The 21119-nt window shown below is 62.4% G+C and carries 19 protein-coding genes; 5 read left to right on the forward strand and 14 right to left on the reverse strand.

Features of this window, described 5'->3' with window-relative positions; translation table 11 throughout:
• Window positions 1–42: 42 nt before the first annotated feature.
• The 7 genes from phoB to KY465_RS09425 form a co-directional block, all read right to left on the reverse strand.
• A complete protein-coding gene (gene phoB / locus KY465_RS09395) occupies window positions 43–726 on the reverse strand; it encodes a phosphate regulon transcriptional regulator PhoB (RefSeq protein ID WP_219201753.1) in 684 nt (227 codons plus the stop codon).
• Window positions 727–762: 36 nt separating this feature from the next.
• Window positions 763–1482, reverse strand: coding sequence for a phosphate signaling complex protein PhoU (gene phoU, locus KY465_RS09400; RefSeq protein WP_219201398.1), 720 nt, complete (start codon window positions 1480–1482; stop codon window positions 763–765).
• 40 nt (window positions 1483–1522) lie between these two features.
• Window positions 1523–2338 (reverse strand): phosphate ABC transporter ATP-binding protein PstB, encoded by an 816-nt coding sequence (pstB, locus tag KY465_RS09405; protein ID WP_219201399.1) that lies wholly within the window; start codon window positions 2336–2338, stop codon window positions 1523–1525.
• Window positions 2339–2399: 61 nt separating this feature from the next.
• On the reverse strand, window positions 2400–3707 hold the full coding sequence (pstA, locus tag KY465_RS09410) for a phosphate ABC transporter permease PstA (protein WP_219201400.1): 1308 nt from the start codon (window positions 3705–3707) through the stop codon (window positions 2400–2402).
• Window positions 3707–5077, reverse strand: a complete 1371-nt coding sequence (pstC, locus tag KY465_RS09415; RefSeq protein WP_219201401.1) for a phosphate ABC transporter permease subunit PstC — start codon at window positions 5075–5077, stop codon at window positions 3707–3709. The genes pstA and pstC overlap by 1 nt, the downstream gene beginning before the upstream one ends.
• Window positions 5078–5140: 63 nt before the next feature.
• The gene (locus KY465_RS09420; protein ID WP_219201402.1) at window positions 5141–6175 is read right to left on the reverse strand and encodes a substrate-binding domain-containing protein; all 1035 of its coding nucleotides are present in this window, start codon (window positions 6173–6175) and stop codon (window positions 5141–5143) included.
• 201 nt (window positions 6176–6376) lie between these two features.
• Window positions 6377–7543, reverse strand: coding sequence for an ATP-binding protein (locus tag KY465_RS09425; protein ID WP_219201403.1), 1167 nt, complete (start codon window positions 7541–7543; stop codon window positions 6377–6379).
• Between the two features lie 164 nt (window positions 7544–7707).
• Between KY465_RS09425 and ppk2 the strand changes: the two genes are divergently transcribed.
• From ppk2 to pgi, 3 genes are all read left to right on the forward strand, one after another.
• On the forward strand, window positions 7708–8601 hold the full coding sequence (ppk2, locus tag KY465_RS09430) for a polyphosphate kinase 2 (RefSeq protein WP_219201404.1): 894 nt from the start codon (window positions 7708–7710) through the stop codon (window positions 8599–8601).
• Between the two features lie 169 nt (window positions 8602–8770).
• Window positions 8771–10483, forward strand: coding sequence for a long-chain fatty acid--CoA ligase (locus tag KY465_RS09435; RefSeq protein ID WP_219201405.1), 1713 nt, complete (start codon window positions 8771–8773; stop codon window positions 10481–10483).
• A gap of 46 nt (window positions 10484–10529) precedes the next feature.
• Complete coding sequence (pgi, locus tag KY465_RS09440) at window positions 10530–12167, forward strand: glucose-6-phosphate isomerase (protein ID WP_428982969.1); 1638 nt, start codon at window positions 10530–10532, stop codon at window positions 12165–12167.
• A 42-nt stretch (window positions 12168–12209) separates the two neighbouring features.
• Here pgi and KY465_RS09445 read toward each other — a convergent pair whose 3' ends face one another.
• The 3 genes from KY465_RS09445 to pyrC all read right to left on the reverse strand — a co-directional run bounded on the left by KY465_RS09445 (window position 12210) and on the right by pyrC (window position 14970).
• Window positions 12210–13133 (reverse strand): carbohydrate kinase family protein, encoded by a 924-nt coding sequence (locus KY465_RS09445; RefSeq protein WP_219201754.1) that lies wholly within the window; start codon window positions 13131–13133, stop codon window positions 12210–12212.
• Window positions 13134–13159: 26 nt separating this feature from the next.
• A complete protein-coding gene (locus tag KY465_RS09450) occupies window positions 13160–13858 on the reverse strand; it encodes an orotate phosphoribosyltransferase (RefSeq protein ID WP_219201407.1) in 699 nt (232 codons plus the stop codon).
• Window positions 13859–13932: 74 nt separating this feature from the next.
• The gene (gene pyrC, locus KY465_RS09455; protein WP_219201408.1) at window positions 13933–14970 is read right to left on the reverse strand and encodes a dihydroorotase; all 1038 of its coding nucleotides are present in this window, start codon (window positions 14968–14970) and stop codon (window positions 13933–13935) included.
• Between the two features lie 130 nt (window positions 14971–15100).
• On the opposite strand from pyrC, the gene KY465_RS09460 reads away from it, so the two are divergent.
• The gene (locus KY465_RS09460) at window positions 15101–15889 is read left to right on the forward strand and encodes an SDR family oxidoreductase (protein ID WP_219201409.1); all 789 of its coding nucleotides are present in this window, start codon (window positions 15101–15103) and stop codon (window positions 15887–15889) included.
• A gap of 30 nt (window positions 15890–15919) precedes the next feature.
• On the opposite strand, the gene KY465_RS09465 is transcribed toward KY465_RS09460, so the two are convergent.
• Entirely contained in the window at window positions 15920–16774 is an 855-nt protein-coding gene (locus KY465_RS09465) for a D-amino-acid transaminase (protein ID WP_219201410.1), read from the reverse strand.
• 173 nt (window positions 16775–16947) lie between these two features.
• Between KY465_RS09465 and KY465_RS09470 the strand changes: the two genes are divergently transcribed.
• Window positions 16948–18087, forward strand: a complete 1140-nt coding sequence (locus KY465_RS09470; RefSeq protein WP_219201411.1) for a DegT/DnrJ/EryC1/StrS family aminotransferase — start codon at window positions 16948–16950, stop codon at window positions 18085–18087.
• A gap of 45 nt (window positions 18088–18132) precedes the next feature.
• Here KY465_RS09470 and KY465_RS09475 read toward each other — a convergent pair whose 3' ends face one another.
• Genes KY465_RS09475 through rfbG form a run of 3 tightly spaced genes read right to left on the reverse strand, consistent with a single transcriptional unit; the run spans window position 18133 to window position 21082 of the window.
• Complete coding sequence (locus KY465_RS09475; RefSeq protein ID WP_346432616.1) at window positions 18133–19407, reverse strand: class I SAM-dependent methyltransferase; 1275 nt, start codon at window positions 19405–19407, stop codon at window positions 18133–18135.
• Window positions 19404–19961, reverse strand: coding sequence for a dTDP-4-dehydrorhamnose 3,5-epimerase family protein (locus tag KY465_RS09480; RefSeq protein ID WP_219201413.1), 558 nt, complete (start codon window positions 19959–19961; stop codon window positions 19404–19406). Before KY465_RS09480 ends, KY465_RS09475 begins: the two co-directional genes overlap by 4 nt.
• Entirely contained in the window at window positions 19958–21082 is a 1125-nt protein-coding gene (gene rfbG / locus KY465_RS09485; protein WP_219201414.1) for a CDP-glucose 4,6-dehydratase, read from the reverse strand. Before rfbG ends, KY465_RS09480 begins: the two co-directional genes overlap by 4 nt.
• Window positions 21083–21119 lie beyond the last annotated feature (37 nt).

Genomic DNA, 21119 nt, shown 5'->3' on the forward strand with positions numbered 1-21119 from the left:
GCAGGGGACGCGGCTGCTGGATAGCGCCGCTGCGGTCGGATCTCAGCCGTCGATGGCGTAGCCGGCGCCGCGCACCGTGCGGACGACATCGCGCATGTTGGACAGGTTCAGCGCCTTGCGCAGGCGCCCGACATGCACGTCGACGGTGCGCTCGTCGACATAGACATCATGGCCCCAGACCCCGTCCAGGAGCTGAGCCCGGGAATAGACCCGGTTCGGTGCGCTCATCAGAAATTCGAGCAGCCGGAATTCGGTCGGACCGAGGCGGATCTCGCGGCCACGCCGGTGCACGCGGTGGGTTTCCCGGTCCAGCTCGATGTCTCCGACCTTCAGTTGCGTCGAGATGGTCTCGGGCCGCGCCCGGCGCAGCATGGCGCGGACACGCGCCAGAAGCTCGGGCGTCGAGAACGGCTTGACGACATAATCGTCGGCGCCGGTCGACAGGCCACGGATGCGCTCGCTTTCCTCGCCGCGCGCCGTTAGCATGATGATCGGCAACCGCTCGGTCTCGTCCCGAAGGCGCAGGCGGCGGCACAGTTCGATGCCGGAAATGCCCGGCAGCATCCAGTCGAGCAGCAAGAGATCCGGGACGCGCTCACGCAGCCGGATTTCCGCCTCGTCGCCGCGGGCAACGGTTTCGACCTCATATCCTTCGGCCTCGAGATTGTACCGCAGAAGAACGCTGAGTGCTTCTTCATCCTCGACAACCGTGATGCGCGGGACCATGGCCATTTCTGGTTTTCTCCGTCAGAGTGTCGATGATCAGTCGTCGACCGGCGGCGCCATCACATTGGCGGTGTCGTCATCCTTTGGCCGCTCATCGGAGAGCTGCTCGCCGGTGGCAACATAGAACACGGTCTCGGCGATGTTGGTGGCGTGGTCGCCGATGCGTTCGATGTTCTTTGCACAAAAGAGAAGATGCGTGCAGGCGGTGATGTTGCGCGGATCCTCCATCATGTAGGTCAGCAATTCGCGGAACAGCGAGGTGTAGATCGCGTCAATCTCGTCATCGCGCTCGCGGATCGAGACAGCGAGGTCGGAGGATTTGCTCGAAAATGCATCGAGCACCTCCTTGAGCTGCGTCAACGCCAGTTCGGACAGGTGTTCGAGGCCGCGCACCAGGCTTTTCGGCTGCGCCATGGTGTGGACGGCGATCACCCGCTTGGCGATGTTCTTGCCAAGATCGCCCACGCGCTCGAGATCGGCGGCGATACGAATGGAGCCGATGATCTCGCGCAGATCCGAGGCCATCGGCTGGCGCTTGGCGATCACCAGAACCGCTTTTTCGGAAATTTCGCGCTCGGCGCGGTCTAAAAGCACATCCTCAGAAATGACGCGTTGGGCGAGAGCGGTATCGGCCTCAATCAAAGCCTTGAGAGAATCTGCGACCATGCCCTCGGCAAGACCGCCCATCTCCGAGATGCGGCGCATCAGCCAGCGCAGTTCGTCGTCATAAGCGGTCACGGTGTGGGTGGCGGGCATCGGTTCTGTTCCTGGTTGAAGGGATCGTGGCGCCAGACGGTCAGCCGAAGCGGCCGGTGATGTAATCCTGCGTCAGCGGATCCTCGGGATTGGTGAAGATCTTGTCGGTGTCCGCTTCCTCGACCAGATTGCCGAGGTGGAACATCGCCGTGCGCTGGGACACGCGGGCTGCCTGCTGCATGGAATGCGTGACGATGACAATGGTGAAGTTCTCGCGCAGTTCGTGGATCAGTTCCTCGACAGTCGCCGTGGCAATCGGATCAAGCGCCGAGCACGGCTCGTCCATCAAGATCACTTCCGGGCTGACGGCAATGGCGCGGGCGATGCACAGGCGTTGCTGCTGGCCACCCGAAAGGCCGGTGCCGGGCTCATGCAGGCGGTCCTTGACCTCCTTGAACAGGCCGGCGCGCGTGAGGCTTCTTTCGACAACTTCGTCGGTTTCCTGCCGGTTGCGCACCAGACCATGGATGCGCGGGCCGTAAGCGACGTTCTCGTAGATCGACTTTGGAAAAGGATTGGGCTTCTGAAACACCATGCCGACACGGGCGCGCAGTTCGACCACATCGATTGCCGGATCGTAGATGTCCTCGGCGTCGAGAGTGACGTCGCCGACAATGCGGCAGGAATCGATGGTGTCGTTCATTCGGTTGAGGCAGCGCATGAAGGTCGACTTGCCGCAGCCGGACGGTCCGATCAACGCCATGACCGCATGCCTGGGAATCTCGAGATCGACGCCGAACAGGGCCTGCTTCTGACCATAGAATACGCTGACGCCGCGCGCACGCATCTTGATGTCCCGCTCCTCCTCCTGGGTGGAAAGCCGGGCTTCGACCGCTGCGTCTGACATTATGTTCATCTCCGTGCTTCCTTGTTCGGATTGTAGGGTCGAGTTTCTCATAGCGTCCCGGCTTTTTCCATTACCAGCGCCGTTCAAAGCGCTGGCGCAGGAAGATGGCGATGGCATTCATCAATGCGAGGAAACCCAGAAGGACGAGGATTGCCGCAGATGTGCGTGCCACGAAGCCGCGTTCGGGACTGTCGGCCCAGATGTAGATTTGTGTCGGCAGCGCCGTGGATGCCTCGAAAATGCCGTCCGGGGGACTGGTGATGAAGGCGTTCATGCCGATCAGCAGCAGCGGCGCGGTTTCTCCGAGTGCCTGGGCCAGTCCGATGATCGTGCCTGTCATCACGGTCGGCATGGCCAGGGGCAGAACATGGTGAAAGATCACCTCATGCTTGGAAGCGCCAACCCCGAGCGCCGCCTCGCGAATGGCCATCGGCACGGATTTCAGCGACGCACGCGTGACGATGATCAGCGTCGGCAAGGTCATCAGCGACAAGACAAGGCCGCCGACAAAGGGCGCCGAGCGGGGCAGGCCGAACCATCCGAGGAATACCGCGAGGCCGAGCATCCCGAAGACCACCGACGGTACGGCGGCGAGATTGTTGATGTTGATCTCGATCAGGTCGGTCCAGCGGTTCTTCGGCGCGAATTCCTCGAGATAGATGGCCGCGGCGATGCCGACCGGGAAGGAAATCAGGAAACAGACGAGCAGCGCCCAGAATGAGCCGGAGATTGCTCCCGCAAGGCCTGCGAGTTCGGGAAAGCGACTATCGGCGTTGAAGAACAGGCCCCAGTTGAACGGCTGGGAAATCATGCCGCGCGCATCGAGCACCTCGTAGAGTTCGAGCTGCGCATTGCTGACCCGCCGCTGATCCTCGGGCAGATCGGGGTTCACTTCGCCCTTGGCAAACTGATCGAGCGGATCAGCCAGAGGAATATGAAAGGTTGTGGTTCCATCGAGCAGCGCCGGGTTGTCGAGGACGCGGTCGCGCACGAGATAATGTGCCGACGAGGTGAAAATCTTGAAGAATTCTCGCTCCTCGGCCCGCGACAGATCAGGAAATTCCTGCCGCACGGCGTCGCGGAAGATGCTGCGCCAATTGGCTTCGCGGATATCGGTGCGGTCGATGTCCTGGGCGGCAAGGTTGATCTCGACACTGGCCGTCGTCTGCACGAAGGCCTTGTAGCCGGTGAAGGCAAGCGTTGTCAGAAGAATCGCCAGGAAGCCGAGCGCGAAGATGATTCCGGCCAGTCCGTACATCTGCAGCCGCCGGTCGGCGGCGTAGCGCGCCTTGCGGCGGTCGGCCATTTCCTGCGATTTCCACAGAACCGGTGCCTGCGGGGAGCGGCCAGGCGCGGCGGCGGTGGCGGATTGTGACATCAGTATTGCTCCCGGTATTTGCGGACCGTGCGCAGGGCGATGAGGTTCAGGCCGAGCGTGATGATGAACAGGACGAGACCGAGGGCGAAAGCCGCCAGCGTCTTCGGATTGTCGAATTCGCTGTCGCCGATGAGGAGCGTGACGATCTGCACGGTGACAGTGGTTACGGATTCGAACGGGTTGGCGGTGATCTTGGCGATCAGGCCGGCGGCCATCACGACAATCATCGTCTCGCCGATCGCCCGGCTGAGAGCGAGCAGGATGCCGCCGACGATGCCGGGAAGCGCGGCAGGGAGCAGGACCTTGCGAATGGTCTCCCCCTTGGTGGCGCCCAGCGCAAAAGATCCCTCGCGGATGGCGCGCGGAACGGCCGCGAAGGCATCATCGGAGAGTGAGGAGATGAAGGGAATCAGCATGACACCCATGACACCGCCCGCCGCCAGGGCGCTGTTGGGCGAGGCGTTGATGCCAATGCTCTGACCAAGGTCGCGGATCAGGGGGGCGACGGTCAGCACCGCAAAGAAGCCGTAAACGATGGTCGGGATGCCGGCGAGAATCTCAAGCAGCGGCTTGACGACGGCGCGGAAGCGGGCGCCGGCATACTCGGTCAGATAAATTGCGGAGAAGACGCCAACCGGGATCGCCACCGCCATTGCGAGCATCGAAATGACGAATGTGCCGAAGAGGACCGGCAGCATGCCAAAAGCCCCCTGCCCGGCCACCTGGTCGGCGCGGATGGCAATCTGCGGCTCCCAGCGCAGACCGAACAGAAACTCCTGAATCGGCACCTTGGCGAAGAATGCCAGCGCTTCATAAAGAAGCGAGCCGACGATGCCGGCTGTCGTCAGGATGGCAACCAGCGAGGAAAACAGCATGAACCAGGTGATCGAGCGCTCGACGCTGTGGCGTGCCCGAAAACGCGTCTTGACGACACGGAAGCCGACATAGGCGCCGATCGCCGCCAGTGCGGCGGCGACGGCGACCAGCGCCCAGACCGCCAGGCTCTCAAGAAACTGCAGATGAACGGCGGCGTCACGAACCTCGGGGGTGGGTTCCTTGAAGATCGTGCCGGCGGCCACCTGGCGGATTTCGCTGAGAAGGAGATCGGCCTCTGACTCGCTCAGAGCCTCGGCACCCGGATGGGAGGCCAGCACCAGCATGTCGATAATCGGCCCCTTGAACAGAGCCCAGAGAATGAGAAAGATCAGCGCCGGCACGCCGGTCCAGATGGCGGCGTTCAGGCCGTGGTAGATGGGGCGAGAATGGGTTTTCACCGCCGCCGAGTCACGGACGCGCCGCGCTCTTCGGATACCGACAAGGGCAGCGATCACTGCCGCAGCGGCGAGAAATATCAACAAAAAGCCAGTCATCGCACCATCCAAACATCAGGAATGGCCGCCCGTATCCCGGGCGACCACTTTTCCGTCGATCGATCAGCCGCCGATCATTTCACCGTCGAGAACGGCCTTCTGAACCTGCTGGCGCTTTTCGTCGTCAAGCGGGGTCAGGCCGCGCTCGGCGAGATAGCCGTCCGGCCCGAGCGCTTCCTCGGACATGTACTCTTCGAGGAACTCGTTCATGCCCGGAATGACATCGCGGTGGGCGTTCTTGACGTAGAAATACAGCGGACGAGCAACCGGATAGGAGCCATCGGCAATGGTGTCGAAGGACGGCTCGATGCCGTTGACTGCCACCGGCTTGAGCTTGTCGGCGTTCTCGTACAGGAACGAGTAGCCGAAGATGCCGATGGCGTTGGCATCGGATTCCAGCCGCTGGACAATCAGATTGTCGTTCTCGCCGGCTTCGACGAACGGGCCGTCCTGGCGCATGCGCGAGCAGACTTCTTCCCACTTGTCCTCATCGGTTTCTTCCAGTTCGGCCATGCCGGGCAGGTTCTTGCAGCCGTCATGCATGACGAGTTCGACGAAGGCGTCGCGGGTGCCGGAGGTCGGCGGAGGGCCGAAGGCGGTGATTTCGAAATCCGGCAGCGAAGCGTCGATGTCCGACCACTTCTTGTTCGGGTTGGCGATGAAGCCGCCATTGCCGTCCGGAAGCTCGGCGGCGAGGGCCTGGAAAATCTGCTCTTCCGTCAGGTCCATGTCGGGAGCGGAGCGGGCATGGGCGATCGACAGGCCGTCATAACCGATCAGGGCCTCGGAGATGTCCGTCACGCCATTGCCGGCGCACAGTTCCTTTTCCGAATCCTTGATGGCGCGCGAGGCGCCGGTGAGGTCGGCGTGGTCTTCGCCGATGCCGGCGCAGAACGCCTTGAAGCCACCGCCGGTGCCCGTCGATTCAACGACCGGAGCCGGGTTGCCGGTCTTGTTGGCGAATTCCTCGGAGACAGCCTGCGTATAGGGGAACACGGTGGAGGATCCGACGGTCTTGATCTGGTCGCGGGCGGAAGCCGCGCCGGCAAGAGCGACGGAAGCCGCGAGCGTAGCGGCGGCAATCTTGAGTGTATTCATCTGAATTCTCCCGTAGAGGGCTAGGGTTTCGGGTCCTCTTGAGACCCTTCGAGTGCACACCGCCCGAAAGCGGCTGTTGAGCGCTGCGCAGCGGCCTTGACCGCTTGACTGCGTGCTCTTTCTAGGCCCGTCAGGATTCTGTTTTATGACAGGTAAGACACTGTTTTATGACAGTTCAAATATATGAAATTTAATGCTTTTCTACCGAGCGTCCGGACGGGTGTCGGCATTCGCATCGGGAAATCTGACAGCAAAGGTCGATCCCTCGCCCGGTTCCGACCGGACAATCAGCCGGGCGCGATGGCGGGTGAGGATGTGCTTGACGATTGCAAGACCAAGGCCAGTGCCCTTCTTGGCGCGGCTTTCGCCGACATCGGCCCGGTAGAAACGCTCGGTCAGCCGCGGCACGTGCTGGCGTTCGATGCCAGGGCCGTAGTCCTGCACCTCGACGAGGGGTCCGGTGGAGCCGGAGGAACTGCCCGCACCGCCGGCTACGATACGGACGTCGACGCGCCCGCCGCTCTGTCCGTATTTGCAGGCATTCTCGACGAGGTTCTCGAGCACCTGGATCAGTTCGTCGCGATCGCCGATGACCGTGGCGTCGCCGTCCGGACCCGCCAAGGCGATCTCGACGCCAATCTCGGCTGCCATCGGACGCAGGGCGTCGACCACATGCAATGCCACTTCGCCGAGATCGACCGTGTCGCGCAGAGGCACGTGGGCGCGCATTTCCAGGCGCGAAAGTGACAGGAGATCGTCGATCAATCGCGCCATGCGCGAGGCCTGTTCCAGCATGATCGCAAGGAAACGCTCCTGCGCCTTGAGATCGCCCCGCGCCGGCCCCTGCATCGTTTCGACAAAACCCATCAGCGAGGCCAGAGGGGTGCGCAGTTCATGCGAGGCGTTGGCCACGAAGTCGGTGCGCATGCGGTCCATGCGCCGAGCCTCGGTCAGGTCCCGGAAACTGAGAATGAAGTACTTTACAGTCTCAGGGCCCGGACTTGTGGACGTTTTCCCACGGTTTTGAAGGCCTTTTTCCGTCCGGTCCGCTGCCTCGGGGACAGGCTCCGGCGGAACCGTCGCAACGCGGATCTCGAACCAGCGCTCGGCGGGCACTCGCTCGGCATGTTCCATGGTGCGGGCCTCGCCGTCGGCGATGACGCGGTCCACCATATCGAGAATCTGCGGCGAGCGGATGCGCGCCGACAGGAGGGCATTGGCCGGATAGGCGCCCAGATGTTCTTCTGCCGCGGCGTTCGCGAAGATCACCGCAGTTTCACTGTCGATAACGATGACCGGCGTATCCAGCGCCGCCAGGAAGGAGAATGCCTGGCGCGCGACAAGCGGACCGTCAAAGCTGTCCGGCATACTGGGAACCCTTGCTTGCTGTCGATTGTTTTACCGCAACTGCTTGAAATCACAATCCCGATATGGCCTCCTGACCATGTGAAGTGAATATCCGGATCATGACAGCAGCGTGAAGGCCCTCACCAAGGCCGGCAACGGGAACAGACAGCGGGGAGCACGACCGTATGGCCACATCGAAAACCGCCGGCCTGACGATCAATGTGGACGGCAAGGAGCGCACGCTCGATATCGACGATCCGAAATTGCCCGACTGGGTCAAGGACGAAGCGATCGGATCCGGCGGTTATCCCTACAAGAAGAAGCTCGACCGGGATGAATACGAGGATACGCTTCGCACCCTGCAGATCGAACTCGTCAAGGTGCAGGCCTGGCTGGGCGCCAGTGGCCATCGCGTGATGGCGCTGTTTGAGGGACGCGATGCCGCCGGCAAGGGCGGCTCGATCAACGCCACACGCGCGTACATGAACCCGCGTTCGGCACGCGTCGTGGCCCTGCCGAAACCGACGGAGACCGAGCGCGGACAGTGGTACTACCAGCGTTACATCAAGCATTTCCCGACCAGTGGCGAATTCGTCCTGTTTGACCGGTCCTGGTATAATCGGGCCGGCGTTGAGCCGGTGATGGGGTTCTGCACGCCGGAAGAACATGCGCATTTCCTTGAGGAAACGCCGAACTTCGAACGCATGCTCGTGGATTCGGGAATATTCCTGTTCAAGTTCTGGCTGAATATCGGCCGCGAGATGCAGATCAAGCGGTTTCACGATCGCCGGCATGATCCGTTGAAGGTGTGGAAGCTGTCGCCAATGGATATCGCCAGCCTCGATCGCTGGCAGGACTATACAGACAAGCGCAACCAGATGCTTGAAGCAACCCATACGCCGCAGGCGCCCTGGACGGTCGTGCGCTCCAATGACAAGCGGCGGGCCCGCATCAATCTCATCCGCCGCCTTCTGATGGGTCTGCCGTATGCGGACAAGGACGAGAAGGCGATTGGCGACATTGATGGCAAGGTGCTCGGCGAAGGCTATTCGGCGATCATGAATTGGGGCAATGACTGAACTCGCCACAACGCGAAGCGGTGCCCCACTCCCCAGTTGACGTAAACGTCAACTAAACGTTGCCCCGCACCATGCCCTGCAGTAGATTGCCTGGGAGAGGCGGATGCGGAGTGCATCCGGAGTCAATGGCGGCACGAGGAGCGCCGGCCAGCAATCGAGGGAGCGAGGCATGAATACAACTGCAGCGAAAGAACGTATCTGGCTAAAATCCTATGCGGATATCACGCCGGCGGAAATCGGCGATTTCGCATATCCGTCCGTTGCAGCGCTGATAGAGGACAGCTGCCGGAAATACGCCTCCCGGCCGGCGTTCTCCTGCATGGGCAAGTCGATTTCCTATGAGGATCTCGGAAATTATTCGCGCGCGATCGGCGTCTGGCTGCAGAGCCTCGGGCTCGAAAAGGGCGATCGTGTCGCCGTGATGATGCCGAATATCCTGCAGACCCCTGTCGCGATGACGGCCATCCTCAGGGCCGGCTATACGGTGGTCAATGTCAACCCGCTGTATACGCCGCGTGAATTGCAGCACCAACTCAGCGATTCCGGCGCCAAGGCGATCATCATCCTGGAGAATTTCGCCTCAACCCTCGAACAGATCGCCGGCCGCACGCCGGTCGAGCATGTCTGTGTGGCCAGCATGGGCGACATGCTCGGGCTGAAGGGCCATATCGTCAATTTCGTCGTTCGCCGGGTCAAGAAAATGGTGCCAGACTGGTCCCTCCCCGGCCACGTTTCCTTCAAGGATGCGCTGGCGAAAGGCAAGGAAGGACAATTGAAGGACATGAATGTCGGCCTCGATGACGTTGCCTTCCTGCAGTACACTGGCGGGACAACGGGCGTGTCCAAGGGCGCGACGCTGCTGAACTCGAACATCCTTGCCAATACCAAGCAAAACGAGATCTGGCTGGAGACCGCCTATATCCACGAGCCGAAGCCGGACGACCTGGTCTATGTCTGCGCCTTGCCGCTGTATCACATCTTCGCCCTGACGGTGAACGCGCTGGTCGGCATGAAGCTTGGGGCGCTGAACGTGCTGATCCCCAATCCGCGTGACCTGCCGACCTTTGTGAAAACGTTGCAGGGTCTGAAGTTCAACGTCTTCCCCGGGCTGACGACGCTGTTCAACGGGCTGCTCAACAACGAGGATTTCCGCAAGCTCGATTTTTCCTCACTGCGGCTGACCCTGGGTGGCGGTATGGCAGTGCAGCGTCCGGTCGCCGAGCGCTGGCAGGAAGTCACGGGCTGTCCGATTGCCGAGGGCTACGGGTTGTCGGAGACTTCGCCGGTGGCGACAGCCAATCGCTTCGACAAGAAGGAATTCACCGGCACGATTGGCCTGCCGCTGCCATCGACAGACATTGATATTCGCGACGATGACGGCCAGTCGGTGCCGCTTGGCGAGGTCGGTGAAATCTGCATCCGCGGGCCGCAGGTGATGGCCGGATACTGGAACCGTCCGGACGAGACCGCAAAGGTGATGACGGCGGACGGCTATTTTCGCTCCGGTGACATGGGCATCATGGACGAGAATGGATACACCAAGATCGTCGACCGCAAGAAGGACATGATCCTTGTTTCGGGATTCAATGTCTATCCGAACGAGATCGAGGAAGTGGTTGCCGGACATCCCGGCATCGTCGAGGCAGCCGCCGTCGCGGCCCCCGATGAGCATTCGGGCGAAGTGGTGAAGCTGTTCGTGGTGCGCAAGGATCCGTCTGTCACGGAGGACGATGTAAGGGACTACTGCGCCAAGCAGCTGACCAATTACAAGCGGCCGAAACACATTGTCTTCCGCGACGAACTGCCGAAGTCGAATGTCGGCAAGATCCTGCGCCGCGAACTGCGCGATTCAGAGGCGGAGCAAAAGGCTTCACAGACTTGATCTGACCGGGACAAATGCCCATAGATGGGGTCACAGGAGAATAGCCTTGACCCCATCCACCCGCTCGCTGATCGACCAGTTGAAATCGCGCCGCGCCGTGCACGGCGTCATCGATCTGCCAGACGCGTTCGCGCAGGATCCTGAGCGTTTCGAACGGTTTCACATTGCCGATGACGACCTGACGATGGACTATTCGAAATGCGCCGTCGATGCCGAAACCATTGATTTGCTGGTGTCGGTGGCACGATCGGCGAAGGTTGAAGAGCGGCGCGATGCGATGCTGTCCGGGACAGCAATCAATACAACCGAGGATCGCGCCGTGCTGCACACGGCGCTGCGAGCTCCCAGCGATGCCACCATCGTGTCCGCGGGGACCAATGTCGTCCCTCTGGTTCACGAGGTGCTCGAGGCGATGGCGACGTTCGCGCAAGGAGTGCGTGAGGGCACGATCTGCGGCTCGACGGGGCAGCCGATTACCGATGTGGTCAATATCGGCATAGGCGGATCAGATCTCGGACCGGCGATGGCAACACAGGCGATGGCGCCTTACCATGACGGGCCGCGGATACACTTCGTGTCCAATGTCGATGGCGCGCACATCGCTGACACACTGGCCAGACTGGCGCCTGAGACGACTTTGATCATTGTCGCCTCCAAGACATTCACGACCATCGAAACGATGACCAATGCCCGCACGGCGCGGCGCTGGATCGTGGCGGCGCTCGGCGAAGAGGCCGTCGGAGCCCATTTTGCGGCCGTGTCGACGGCCCTCGACAAGGTTGGCGAATTCGGCCTGGGAGAAGAGCGGGTCTTCGGCTTCTGGGACTGGGTCGGCGGTCGCTATTCGATATGGTCGGCGATCGGGCTGCCGCTGATGATCGCGATCGGACCGGAACAGTTCAAGTCTTTCCTCGCCGGAGCGCATGCAATGGACCGGCACTTCGCCGCGGCGCCCCTTGAAAGGAACATGCCCGTGGTGCTCGGTCTGATCGGCATCTGGCATCGCGTTGTCTGCGAATATCCAAGCCGGGCGATCATCCCCTATGATCAGCGGCTGGCGCGCTTTCCCGCCTATCTGCAGCAGCTTGACATGGAATCCAATGGCAAGCGGGTCACCATCGATGGCGAGCCGCTCGACACGCCGTCCGGACCGATTGTCTGGGGCGAACCCGGCACCAATGGCCAGCACGCCTTTTTCCAGCTGTTGCACCAGGGCACCGATATCGTGCCGGTGGAGTTCATGATCGCGGCGCGGGGCCACGAGCCGGAGCTCAGCGATCAGCACCTGCTGCTGGTCGCCAATTGCCTGGCACAATCGGAAGCACTGATGTGCGGTCGCTCCTTCGCCGAGACGAGCAATCAGATGGCGATGAAGAAAACCCCGGCCGAGGCGATCGAGACGCTGGCGCCGCACCGGGTCTTTCCCGGCAACCGACCATCGGTGACACTGATCTACGATCAGTTGACACCGTTCGCGCTTGGCCGGCTGATCGCGTTGTATGAACACCGTGTTTTCGTCGAGGCGCAGATTTTCGGTATCAACGCCTTCGATCAATGGGGGGTTGAACTGGGCAAGGAGATGGCGACGCAACTGCTGCCGGTGCTGCGCGGTGACAGCGATGGCACCGCCCACGACGGTTCGACACGCGGCCTGGCGGCGCGGATCAGCACCTTGCGGAGCTGAGCTCACAGAGTTGAGTCAGGCGGGGGAAAATCGCCGCATTTGCTACTCGGATAGTTCGTGGCGCCAGGGCGGATCGGCTCCGGGACGCCCGACGGTCACTGCGGCGGCCCTGCAGGCAAAGCGCAAGACATCGGCTATGTCGTCGGCGGCCAATTGAGACAAGGCGGACTTTCGCAACGCGCCCTTTCTGTGCAAGGCATCGAGCAAGGCTGCATTGACCGTGTCGCCAGCGCCAACGGTGTCCGCGACCGAGCCGCGCTCGGCGGCAATGGCGATGCGATGATTGGCGGAATAGGCGACAATGCCTTTCGATCCGCGGGTGATCACGATCAGTTGGGGACCGGACGCAAGCCAGGGGCGCACCATCTCATCCATCGTCGCATTGCCGAACCATGCCAGGTCCTCATCGGACAGTTTGAGGATGTCGGACAGCGCAATGAGGCGTTCAAGACGGGCGCGATAAGATCCCTCATCTTCAATCAGCGCAGGACGGATATTCGGATCCAGCGAGATGACGCAATCGGGTGCGGCGCGGCGCAGCAGTCGTTCATAGACGGGCCCCGCTGACTCGCGAACCAGCCCGATGTCGCCGCAATGGATGGCGGAGATGGTCGACGTCACCTGCGGCAGATGCTGCTTAGTGAAGAATTGCCCGACCGAGTTCTGATCAAAAAAGGCATAGCGCGGCTGACCCGCATCCAGAGCAACGAAAGCCAGCGTGGTTGAATGGTCAACCGTAACGCACCAGCGATCATCGACATCGCTGGCAGCGAGTGACCGGCGCAGCATGTCGCCGAACAGGTCGCTCGACAGGGCTGAACAATACCCGACATCGGCCCCGAGACGGCCAAGGGCGATGGCCGTGGTGAAGACTGAACCACCGGTCCGCGGCGCGAAGACCGGCAGTGCCGCCTCGCTATTCACCGGGATCATGTCGATCACCGCCTCGCCGCAACACAGGATCACCGGTGCGCGGCATGCAGCGCGCATGGTCAGCTGCGCGGCAGTTCGGCAGCGCCACCATGCAGCGCCGACCATTCAAGCGGCGCATCAAGAAAGGCTCCGACCGCGTCCAGTGTCTCTGCATCGAAGCTTTGGCGATCAGTGGCGGCACGAAGCACATCGCGCCATGTGGCAAGGTGGTGCAGGGTGACATTGCCAGCCCGAAAACGCGCGACGGCTTCCTCGAAAATGTCATAGAAGAACAGCGCCATGCCATGCTCGACGACACCGCCTGCAGCGCGAATCGCGTCGATGAACTGGAACATCGAACCGCCGGCGGTGGTCAGGTCCTCGATCACCAGGACGCGTGCGCCGTCCGGCAACACGCCCTCGATCTGGGCGTTGCGACCGTGGCCTTTCGGTTTCTTGCGGACATAGATCATCGGCAGGCCGAGGCGTTCCGCGAGAAAGGCCGCGAATGGAATGCCGGCCGTTTCACCGCCGGCAACGCAATCAAATTGCTCGAACCCGGCCTGGCGAAGCACGGTCGCAGCGGCAAAGTCCATGACCGTTGAGCGGATCCGCGGGTAGGAAATCAGCTTGCGGCAATCGATATAAACGGGGCTGACCATGCCGGATGCCAGGCGATAGGGATCCTTCGCATTGAAATGCACGGCGCCGATCTCCAGCAGCTGTCCGGCGAAGATCTCGGCCATGACGGCGGGCTCGGGAAAGCTGCTTGGTGTCATCGGTCGTCCTTTCATCTCAGCGCCAGCCCCAGGTGGCGGCCAGTCGTCGGCGCCTTGCGCAGCGGGGCCCGGGTTCACCTGACCTGCCAGTAAACGGGCACCATCGGGTCGAATACGGTCACGGCCCCGGCGGCGGTCTCGATCTTGTCCGGAAAGGTGACCGGCGTCTCGCTGCGCACCAGTGTGATCGTGTCCGCGTTGGGCGGCAGACCATACCAGGCCGGACCGTTCAACGAAGCGAAGGCGGCCAGTTTGTCGAGCGCTTTTTCCTCTTCGAAGACCTGCGCAAGGCAGGACATGGTGTTCGGAGCCGAGAAGATACCGGCGCAGCCACAGGGGCTTTCTTTCAAGCGATCATCATGCGGCGCCGAGTCTGTTCCCAGGAAGAAGCGCTGGTCGCCAGAGGTGGCGGCGGCGCGCAGCGCCAGGCGGTGCTTCTCGCGCTTGGCTACCGGCAGACAATAATAATGCGGGCGGATGCCTCCGGCGAGGATGGCATTGCGATTGATCATCAGGTGATGCGTGGTGATGGTTGCCGCGAGGTTGCTGTCGGCGGCGCGGACATAGGCTACGCCTTCCTCGGTTGTGATGTGCTCGAGGGTGATCTTTAATTCGGGCAGGCGCTGACGCAACGGGGCGAGCACGGTGTCGATGAACACCCGTTCCCGATCGAAGATGTCGATCTCGGGATCGGTTACCTCGCCGTGGATGCACAGGACCATGCCGATCTCCGCCATGGTCTCCATGACATCCATGACCTTGTCGAGCTGGCGCACGCCACTGGCAGAATTGGTCGTCGCGCCGGCCGGGTAAAGCTTGACGGCCATCGCTACGCCGGCGCGGAAGGCCTCGGCAACGTCATGTGCATCGGTCGCTTCAGTCAGGTAAAGCGTCATCAGGGGCTCGAAATCAGAACCGGCGGGCCGGGCGGCGAGGATGCGGCGGCGATAGGCTTCGGCATCGGCCCGTGTTACAACCGGCGGAACCAGGTTCGGCATGATGACCGCCCGCGCGAAATGCTGGGCGGTGGCCGGCAACACCCCTGCCAGCATATCGCCGTCGCGCAGATGCAGGTGCCAGTCATCCGGTCGCGGAATCTCGATCGTTGTCACTTGTTCCCCCGCCTGAGACAGAGCACCGCCTCCCGCTTGCTTGCCGTTTCGTGTTCATTCGGCTTTAAGCGCCCTACCGGCAGGGCGCAAGTTGCGCGATGCTGCATTCACAGATGACAGGAGGAAAAAGATGGATCTCGGTTTGAAGGAGAAAGGCGCACTGGTGCTTTCCTCATCGCGCGGGCTGGGGCTTGGCATTGCCCGGGCGCTGGCGGCGGAAGGGGCCAATGTCGTCCTGTGCGGGCGCGATGCAGCCCGGCTCGAAACGGAAACCGATGCCATCAACGGGCTGGGTGGCGGCCGGGCGCGGTTCATCACCGCCGATCTTGCGGAGGCGGCGACACCGGGCCGGCTGTTCGAGGAGGCGCGCGCGATGCTTGGCCATATCGACATTCTGGTCAACAACACCGGAGGGCCGCCGCCCGGCGCCATGTCAGACGCTGGCGTCGATGCCGTTCGCTCAAATTACGAGGTGATGGTGCTGCGGCTCATCGAATTGACAGGGCTGGTATTGCCGGCAATGCGCGAGAAAGGATGGGGACGCGTGTTGACCGTGGCCTCGTCCGGGGTCATCGAGCCGATCGCAAATCTCGGCCTTTCGAACGCCATCCGCGCCTCGCTTGTGGGCTGGTCGAAGTCGATGGCCAATGAGGTGGCCCGCGATGGCGTCACCTTCAACATGCTGCTGCCGGGGCAGATCGATACGGATCGCCTGCGCCAGTTGCTGGCGATGCGCGCCGAAAACAGCGGGCAGGATGCCGATAGTGTCGCCCGCAGCGGACAGGCGGCGATCCCCGTCGGGCGCTATGGCACACCCGAGGAATTCGGCGCTGTCGCGGCATTTCTGGTTTCCGAAAAGGCCAGCTACATCAACGGCTCGCAGATCCGCTGCGACGGCGGGGCGATACGATCCGTGTAGGCGTTGGCAAGAGAACGTACCGGGCGGCGCTTACAGCAGACGCTTGCGGCTTTCCGCAATGTAGTGCTGGCGCAACTGAGTGGCGACCGGCCCGGGCTTGCCGTCCGAAAGATTGATGCCGTCGATCGAAACAACAGGGCCGACGAACATCGACGCCGAGGTGACAAAGGCTTCGGCAGCCTGGTGAGCTTCGGCAACGGTGAAGGCGCGTTCCTCGATGCGAACGCCGGTGGTCGCCGCATACTCCATCAGCGTCGCACGGGTAATCCCGTGCAGGATGCCGTTGGACAGGGGCCGGGTGATGATGGCGCCCTCGCTGGTGACGATAAAGGCATTGTTGGACGTTCCCTCCATGATGTGCCCGTCGCGCACCAGCCAGGCATCGTCGGCGCCACTGGCTTTGGCCTGCATCTTGGCAAGCGAGGGATAGAGCAATTGCGTGGTCTTGATGTCGCACCTGCCCCAGCGCAGATCCTCGATCGTCACAACCTTCAGGCCGTTTCGCGCCACGGGCGTGTCGATGAGCTCCTTTTTCAGGGTGAACAGAACAAGTCCTGGGGTCATCGCATCGGTGTCGAAAGCGAAATCGCGGTCCGCGGCGCCGCGGGTCAGCTGCATATAGACCTGTCCCTGCTCGATGCCGTTGCGCTCGACAAGCGTGCGGTGGATGTCCAGCAGCGCATCATCGGATATGTCAACGCGCATCCCGAGTTCGCCCGCCGATCGGTGCAGCCGGCGAAGATGGGCGGGAAAATCGACCAGTTTGCCGTCAAGGACGGCAGCGACCTCGTAAATGGCGTCGGCGAACAGAAAGCCGCGATCGAACACTGAGATTCGCGCCTCGCTCTCGGGTACGTAATCGCCATTCACATAGACCGTTCGCATATCACTCTCCTGTCGTGGTGGCGCTTTCTTGCCAGATTTATCAGTTCCGGGCCACGCAAAAAGACGGCATGGTGCATAATCTCCGCGCAGGTTCAGGCTGCTAGAATCGCGGCGCCTGGGCGGAGCCAGCCATCGCCGCTGGCGGATGAACTGCATGATCCGGAGTGCCGCAGATGACAGCACCATACGCCGCTACCGAGCCGGCCCCCTCGCCGGTGGCCTATACCAGGCCCTCGATCACGGAACTCGAGGTCAGCTACGCGACGGATGCGGCGCGCAATGGCTGGGGTCCGCGGTGTTACGACTATATCAAACGGCTTGAGGCCGGCTTTGCAGAGCATCTCGAGGTGGCGCACGCGACGGCGACGTCCAGTTGCACCGGCGCAATGCAGCTCGGACTGGCAGCGCTCGGCATCGGCGCTGGCGATGAAGTGATACTTGCGGACACCAACTGGATCGCCACGGCAGCGCCCCTCGTCCATCTCGGCGCCACGCCTGTTTTCGTCGATATTCTCGCCGACAGCTGGTGCATCGATCCGTCGGCGGCCGAACAGGCGATCACTGACCGGACAAAGGCCATTGTCGCCACGCATCTGTATGGTTCGATGTGCGACATGGACGCGTTGCAGGCGCTGTGCCGGCGATATGGCATCGCCTTGATCGAGGATGCCGCAGAGGCGATCGGTTCCGCCTGGCGCGGGCGGAAAGCCGGTAGCATGGGGACGTTCGGGGTGTTCTCGTTTCATGGAACAAAGACGATGACGACCGGCGAGGGTGGCATGATTGCCACGCGAGATCCCGAGCTGCATTCCCGGATTTCGCAGCTCGCCGATCATGGCCGGGACCCTGGCGAGCCGCGGCAATTCCATCCGACGATCACCGGCTACAAGTTCAAGATGGCCAATGTCCAGGCGGCGATCGGTTGCGCCCAGCTGGAGCGCATTGACGACCTGATCGCTGGCAAGCGGCGGGTGATGGCGCGCTACCGGGACCTGCTTTCAGGTTGTGCCGGACTGACGCTGAATACGGAACCGGCCGGTACGCAAAACGGCTACTGGATGCCGAATGTCGTCTTTGATCGCGATCTCGGCATTACGCGCGAAAAACTACTTGCCGCGTTCAAAGCGGAGAAGATCGACGCCCGGGTGTTCTTCTGGCCCCTGTCGAGCCTGCCGATGTTTGAATCGCAACCGCAGAACATCAATGCCTGGGATATCCCGGAACGGGCAGTCAATCTGCCAAGTTTTCATGACATGGATGCTGCTACGCAGGAGCGCGTCTGCGCGGTGATCGAGGGCCTGCTGCCAGCATGAGATAGCGTTTTGCGGCCTGATCTCTGTGTGCGGCCGGCGGCGCGGTCAGGCGTGCACCTTGAGCGTGGGAATGGCTGTCACAAAGCGCCCACCCCATTCGGTGACATAGGCGAGCTGCGACTTGATTTCCGCTTCCAGGTTCCATGGCAGGATCAAAACTCGATCCGGGCGGCGCGCGGCAAGCTCCGCCTCGCTGACCACGGGAATATGCGAGCCCGGCAGCAGCTGTCCCTGCTTGTGCGGATTGCGGTCAGCGACAAATGCGATGTCTTCGGCCGTCACGCCGCTGAAATTGAGCAGGGTGTTGCCCTTGGCGGCGGCACCGTAGGCGGCGACCTGCAGACCCTCGCGCCGGGCGGCGGCCAGGAATGTTCTCAGTTCTTCACGGACCCGGTCGGCATGCGGCTGCAGACGGCCATAGAATGCCGCCCCGCGCATTCCGGCCTCAACCTCGCGGCGGCGCGTCGCTGCGACGGCGGCAGAGGTCTTGTGGATGCGCGCCGCCGCACGGCAGGCAAAAACCCGCAGGCTGCCGCCGTGCCAGGGCGTGGTCTCGATGTCAAAGATGCGCAAACCGGCAGCCGCAAAAATGCGCTCGACAGCACACAGCGACAAATAGGAGTAATGCTCGTGATAGGCGGTATCGAACTGAGCGCCCTCGACCATCTCAAGCAGATGCGGAAATTCGAACGTGGCGACGCCCTCCGGCTTCAAAAGCGTCGCGAAGCCGGCGGCAAAATCGTTGATGTCCGGCACGTGAGCCAGCACGTTGTTGGCGACCATCAGATCGGCGCGCCGGTTATCGGCAGCCAGTTTCGTGGCCAGTGCCCGGCCGAAGAAGGCTTCAACCATCTCGATGCCGAGAGCCCGTGCCGCCGCTGCTGTCCCCGCCGTCGGCTCGATGCCGTAACAGCGAATGCCGGCAGCCTGCACATAGCGCAGGAGATATCCGTCATTGGCAGCCACCTCGCAGACGAGACTGTCGGGTCCGAGGGCGAAGCGGTGCCGCATCATGGCGACATACGCCTCGGCATGGGCCAGCCAGGTGGGCGAAAAGGATGAGAAATAGGCGTATTCCGGCGTGAAGAATGTTTCGCGAGCGGCGAAATCACGCGTCTGGGTCAGCCAGCAGCAGCGGCAGGTGCGAACCTCAAGCGGATAGGATTTTTCCGCCGCAATGGTGCGAGGGTCGATATAGGCATTGGAGGGGGGCGCCGCGCCGAGGTTGAGAAAGGGCAAGAAATCCGCACCGCCGCAATGGCGGCAACGCATCGGCTCTTTTCGTCCTGCACGTTTTTGATCCACGCCGGCGCCGGTCATGAGCCTTGCCGATGGCCAATCAGCGGCCAGGCGCGGTCCTGCTCCGAGCAGTGCTTCAGCGGCAAGGGCCAGGAGATGGAGAGCGCCGGATCATCGGGCCGCAAACCTCTCGCGGCAGCCGGTGCGTAGGCGGCGGAATGCAGGTACAGAAGGGCGACATCGTCGGTCAGGGTCTGGAATCCGTGGGCGAACCCTTGCGGGATCAGCAGCGCAGTGCCGGTCTCCGCCGACAACTCGACCGTCAGCGGCAAAAAGCGGTTCGGGCTGTCCTTACGCATGTCGACAATCACATCGAAGATCTTGCCCTGCAGCACCGTGACCAGTTTCATCTCCGCATGCGGCGGTTCCTGAAAATGCAGACCGCGCACCGTGCCGGCATGCGGGGTGGCGGAGTGATTGATATGAGCAATCCCGTCGCTCCAGCCGAACGGCGCAAGCTCTTCCAGCGCAAAAAGGCGACTGAAGACACCGCGCGCGTCGCGAAACGCGCTGCGCCGCACCAGCGCGGGAACAGGGGATGGCCCGCCCTGCAATGGCGTTACCTCGAGCTTCATGCAACTTCCGCCGGACAGTCTTGCAATGTCTTGAGAAAGGCATCGCGGTCATCTGCGCACAGCCTCGCCGCATCCGCTCCGTCCGCATGGGCGCGGTACCAGGCCATGGTGCGGTCAATGGTTTCGAGAAGGTTCCAGACCGGCGCCACGCCGAGCTCACGCCCGGCCTTGCTCGCATCGAGCGCCAGCGTGGCGGCCTCATTCGGACCGTTCGGTGTGCTGGCGAATTCCACGTCGGACACCGGGAAATGCTGCTGCGCCCGGTGCAGCACAGCGCGCACGCTCGCCGGCGCATCGGACGGGCCGAAATTGTAAGCCGTGGACGGCTGCGACTCGACCGCTTTCGGGCCATGCCCGGCGAGCCGTTCGGCGAGGATCAGGTAGCCGCGCAGCGGCTCGAGCACGTGCTGCCAGGGACGGGTCGCTTCCGGTCGGCGGACCTTCAGCGCCGCGCCCTGTCGCCAGGCTCTTACCGCATCCGGGATCAACCGATCTTCAGCCCAGTCGCCGCCCCCGATAACATTGCCGGCGCGAGCGGTGGCAATGGCACAGCCGGCGCGGGCCAGCGCCGGCCGCCATCCATCAACCAGCATCTCGCATGCGGCCTTGCTGGCCGAGTAGGGATCGGTGCCGCCGAGCGGATCGGTCTCGACAAAACGATGTCCGCCGCCATCATTGGCGTAGACCTTGTCGGTGGTGGTGACGACGATAGCGCGCGGGCCATTGCCGGGGACCGCGATCGCCGCCAAGGCTTCAAGCAGATGAAGGGTGCCGCCGACATTGATCGCCATGGTGGCGGCCGGGTCGGCGTGTCCGCGCCGCACCAGCGATTGCGCGGCAAGATGAAATACGATCTCCGGCCGCGCGGCCATGACCTGAGCGTGTACAGCGGCGCGGTCGCGCAGATCGATGAATTCGCCCGAGCCGGGCCGTTTTGCGAACAGGTTTGAATACAGCGCGTCCGGCGCTTCGGGCGGCAACGCCAGCCCCGTCACCTTGGCGCCCATGAAGAGCAGCCAATCGAGAAGCCAGCTTCCCTTGAAGCCGGTGTGACCCGTCAACAGCACCCGGCGCCCGGACCAGAACGCAGGATCAGGCCGAACGGAGCCGGTCCCAGTCATTGCCGGATCGAAAGGAAGTCGGCGGTGCAGGATCATC

Origin of the sequence: Neohoeflea coraliihabitans (assembly GCF_019334345.1) — a bacterium.
Taxonomy (GTDB): Bacteria; Pseudomonadota; Alphaproteobacteria; order Rhizobiales; family Rhizobiaceae; genus Pseudohoeflea; species Pseudohoeflea coraliihabitans.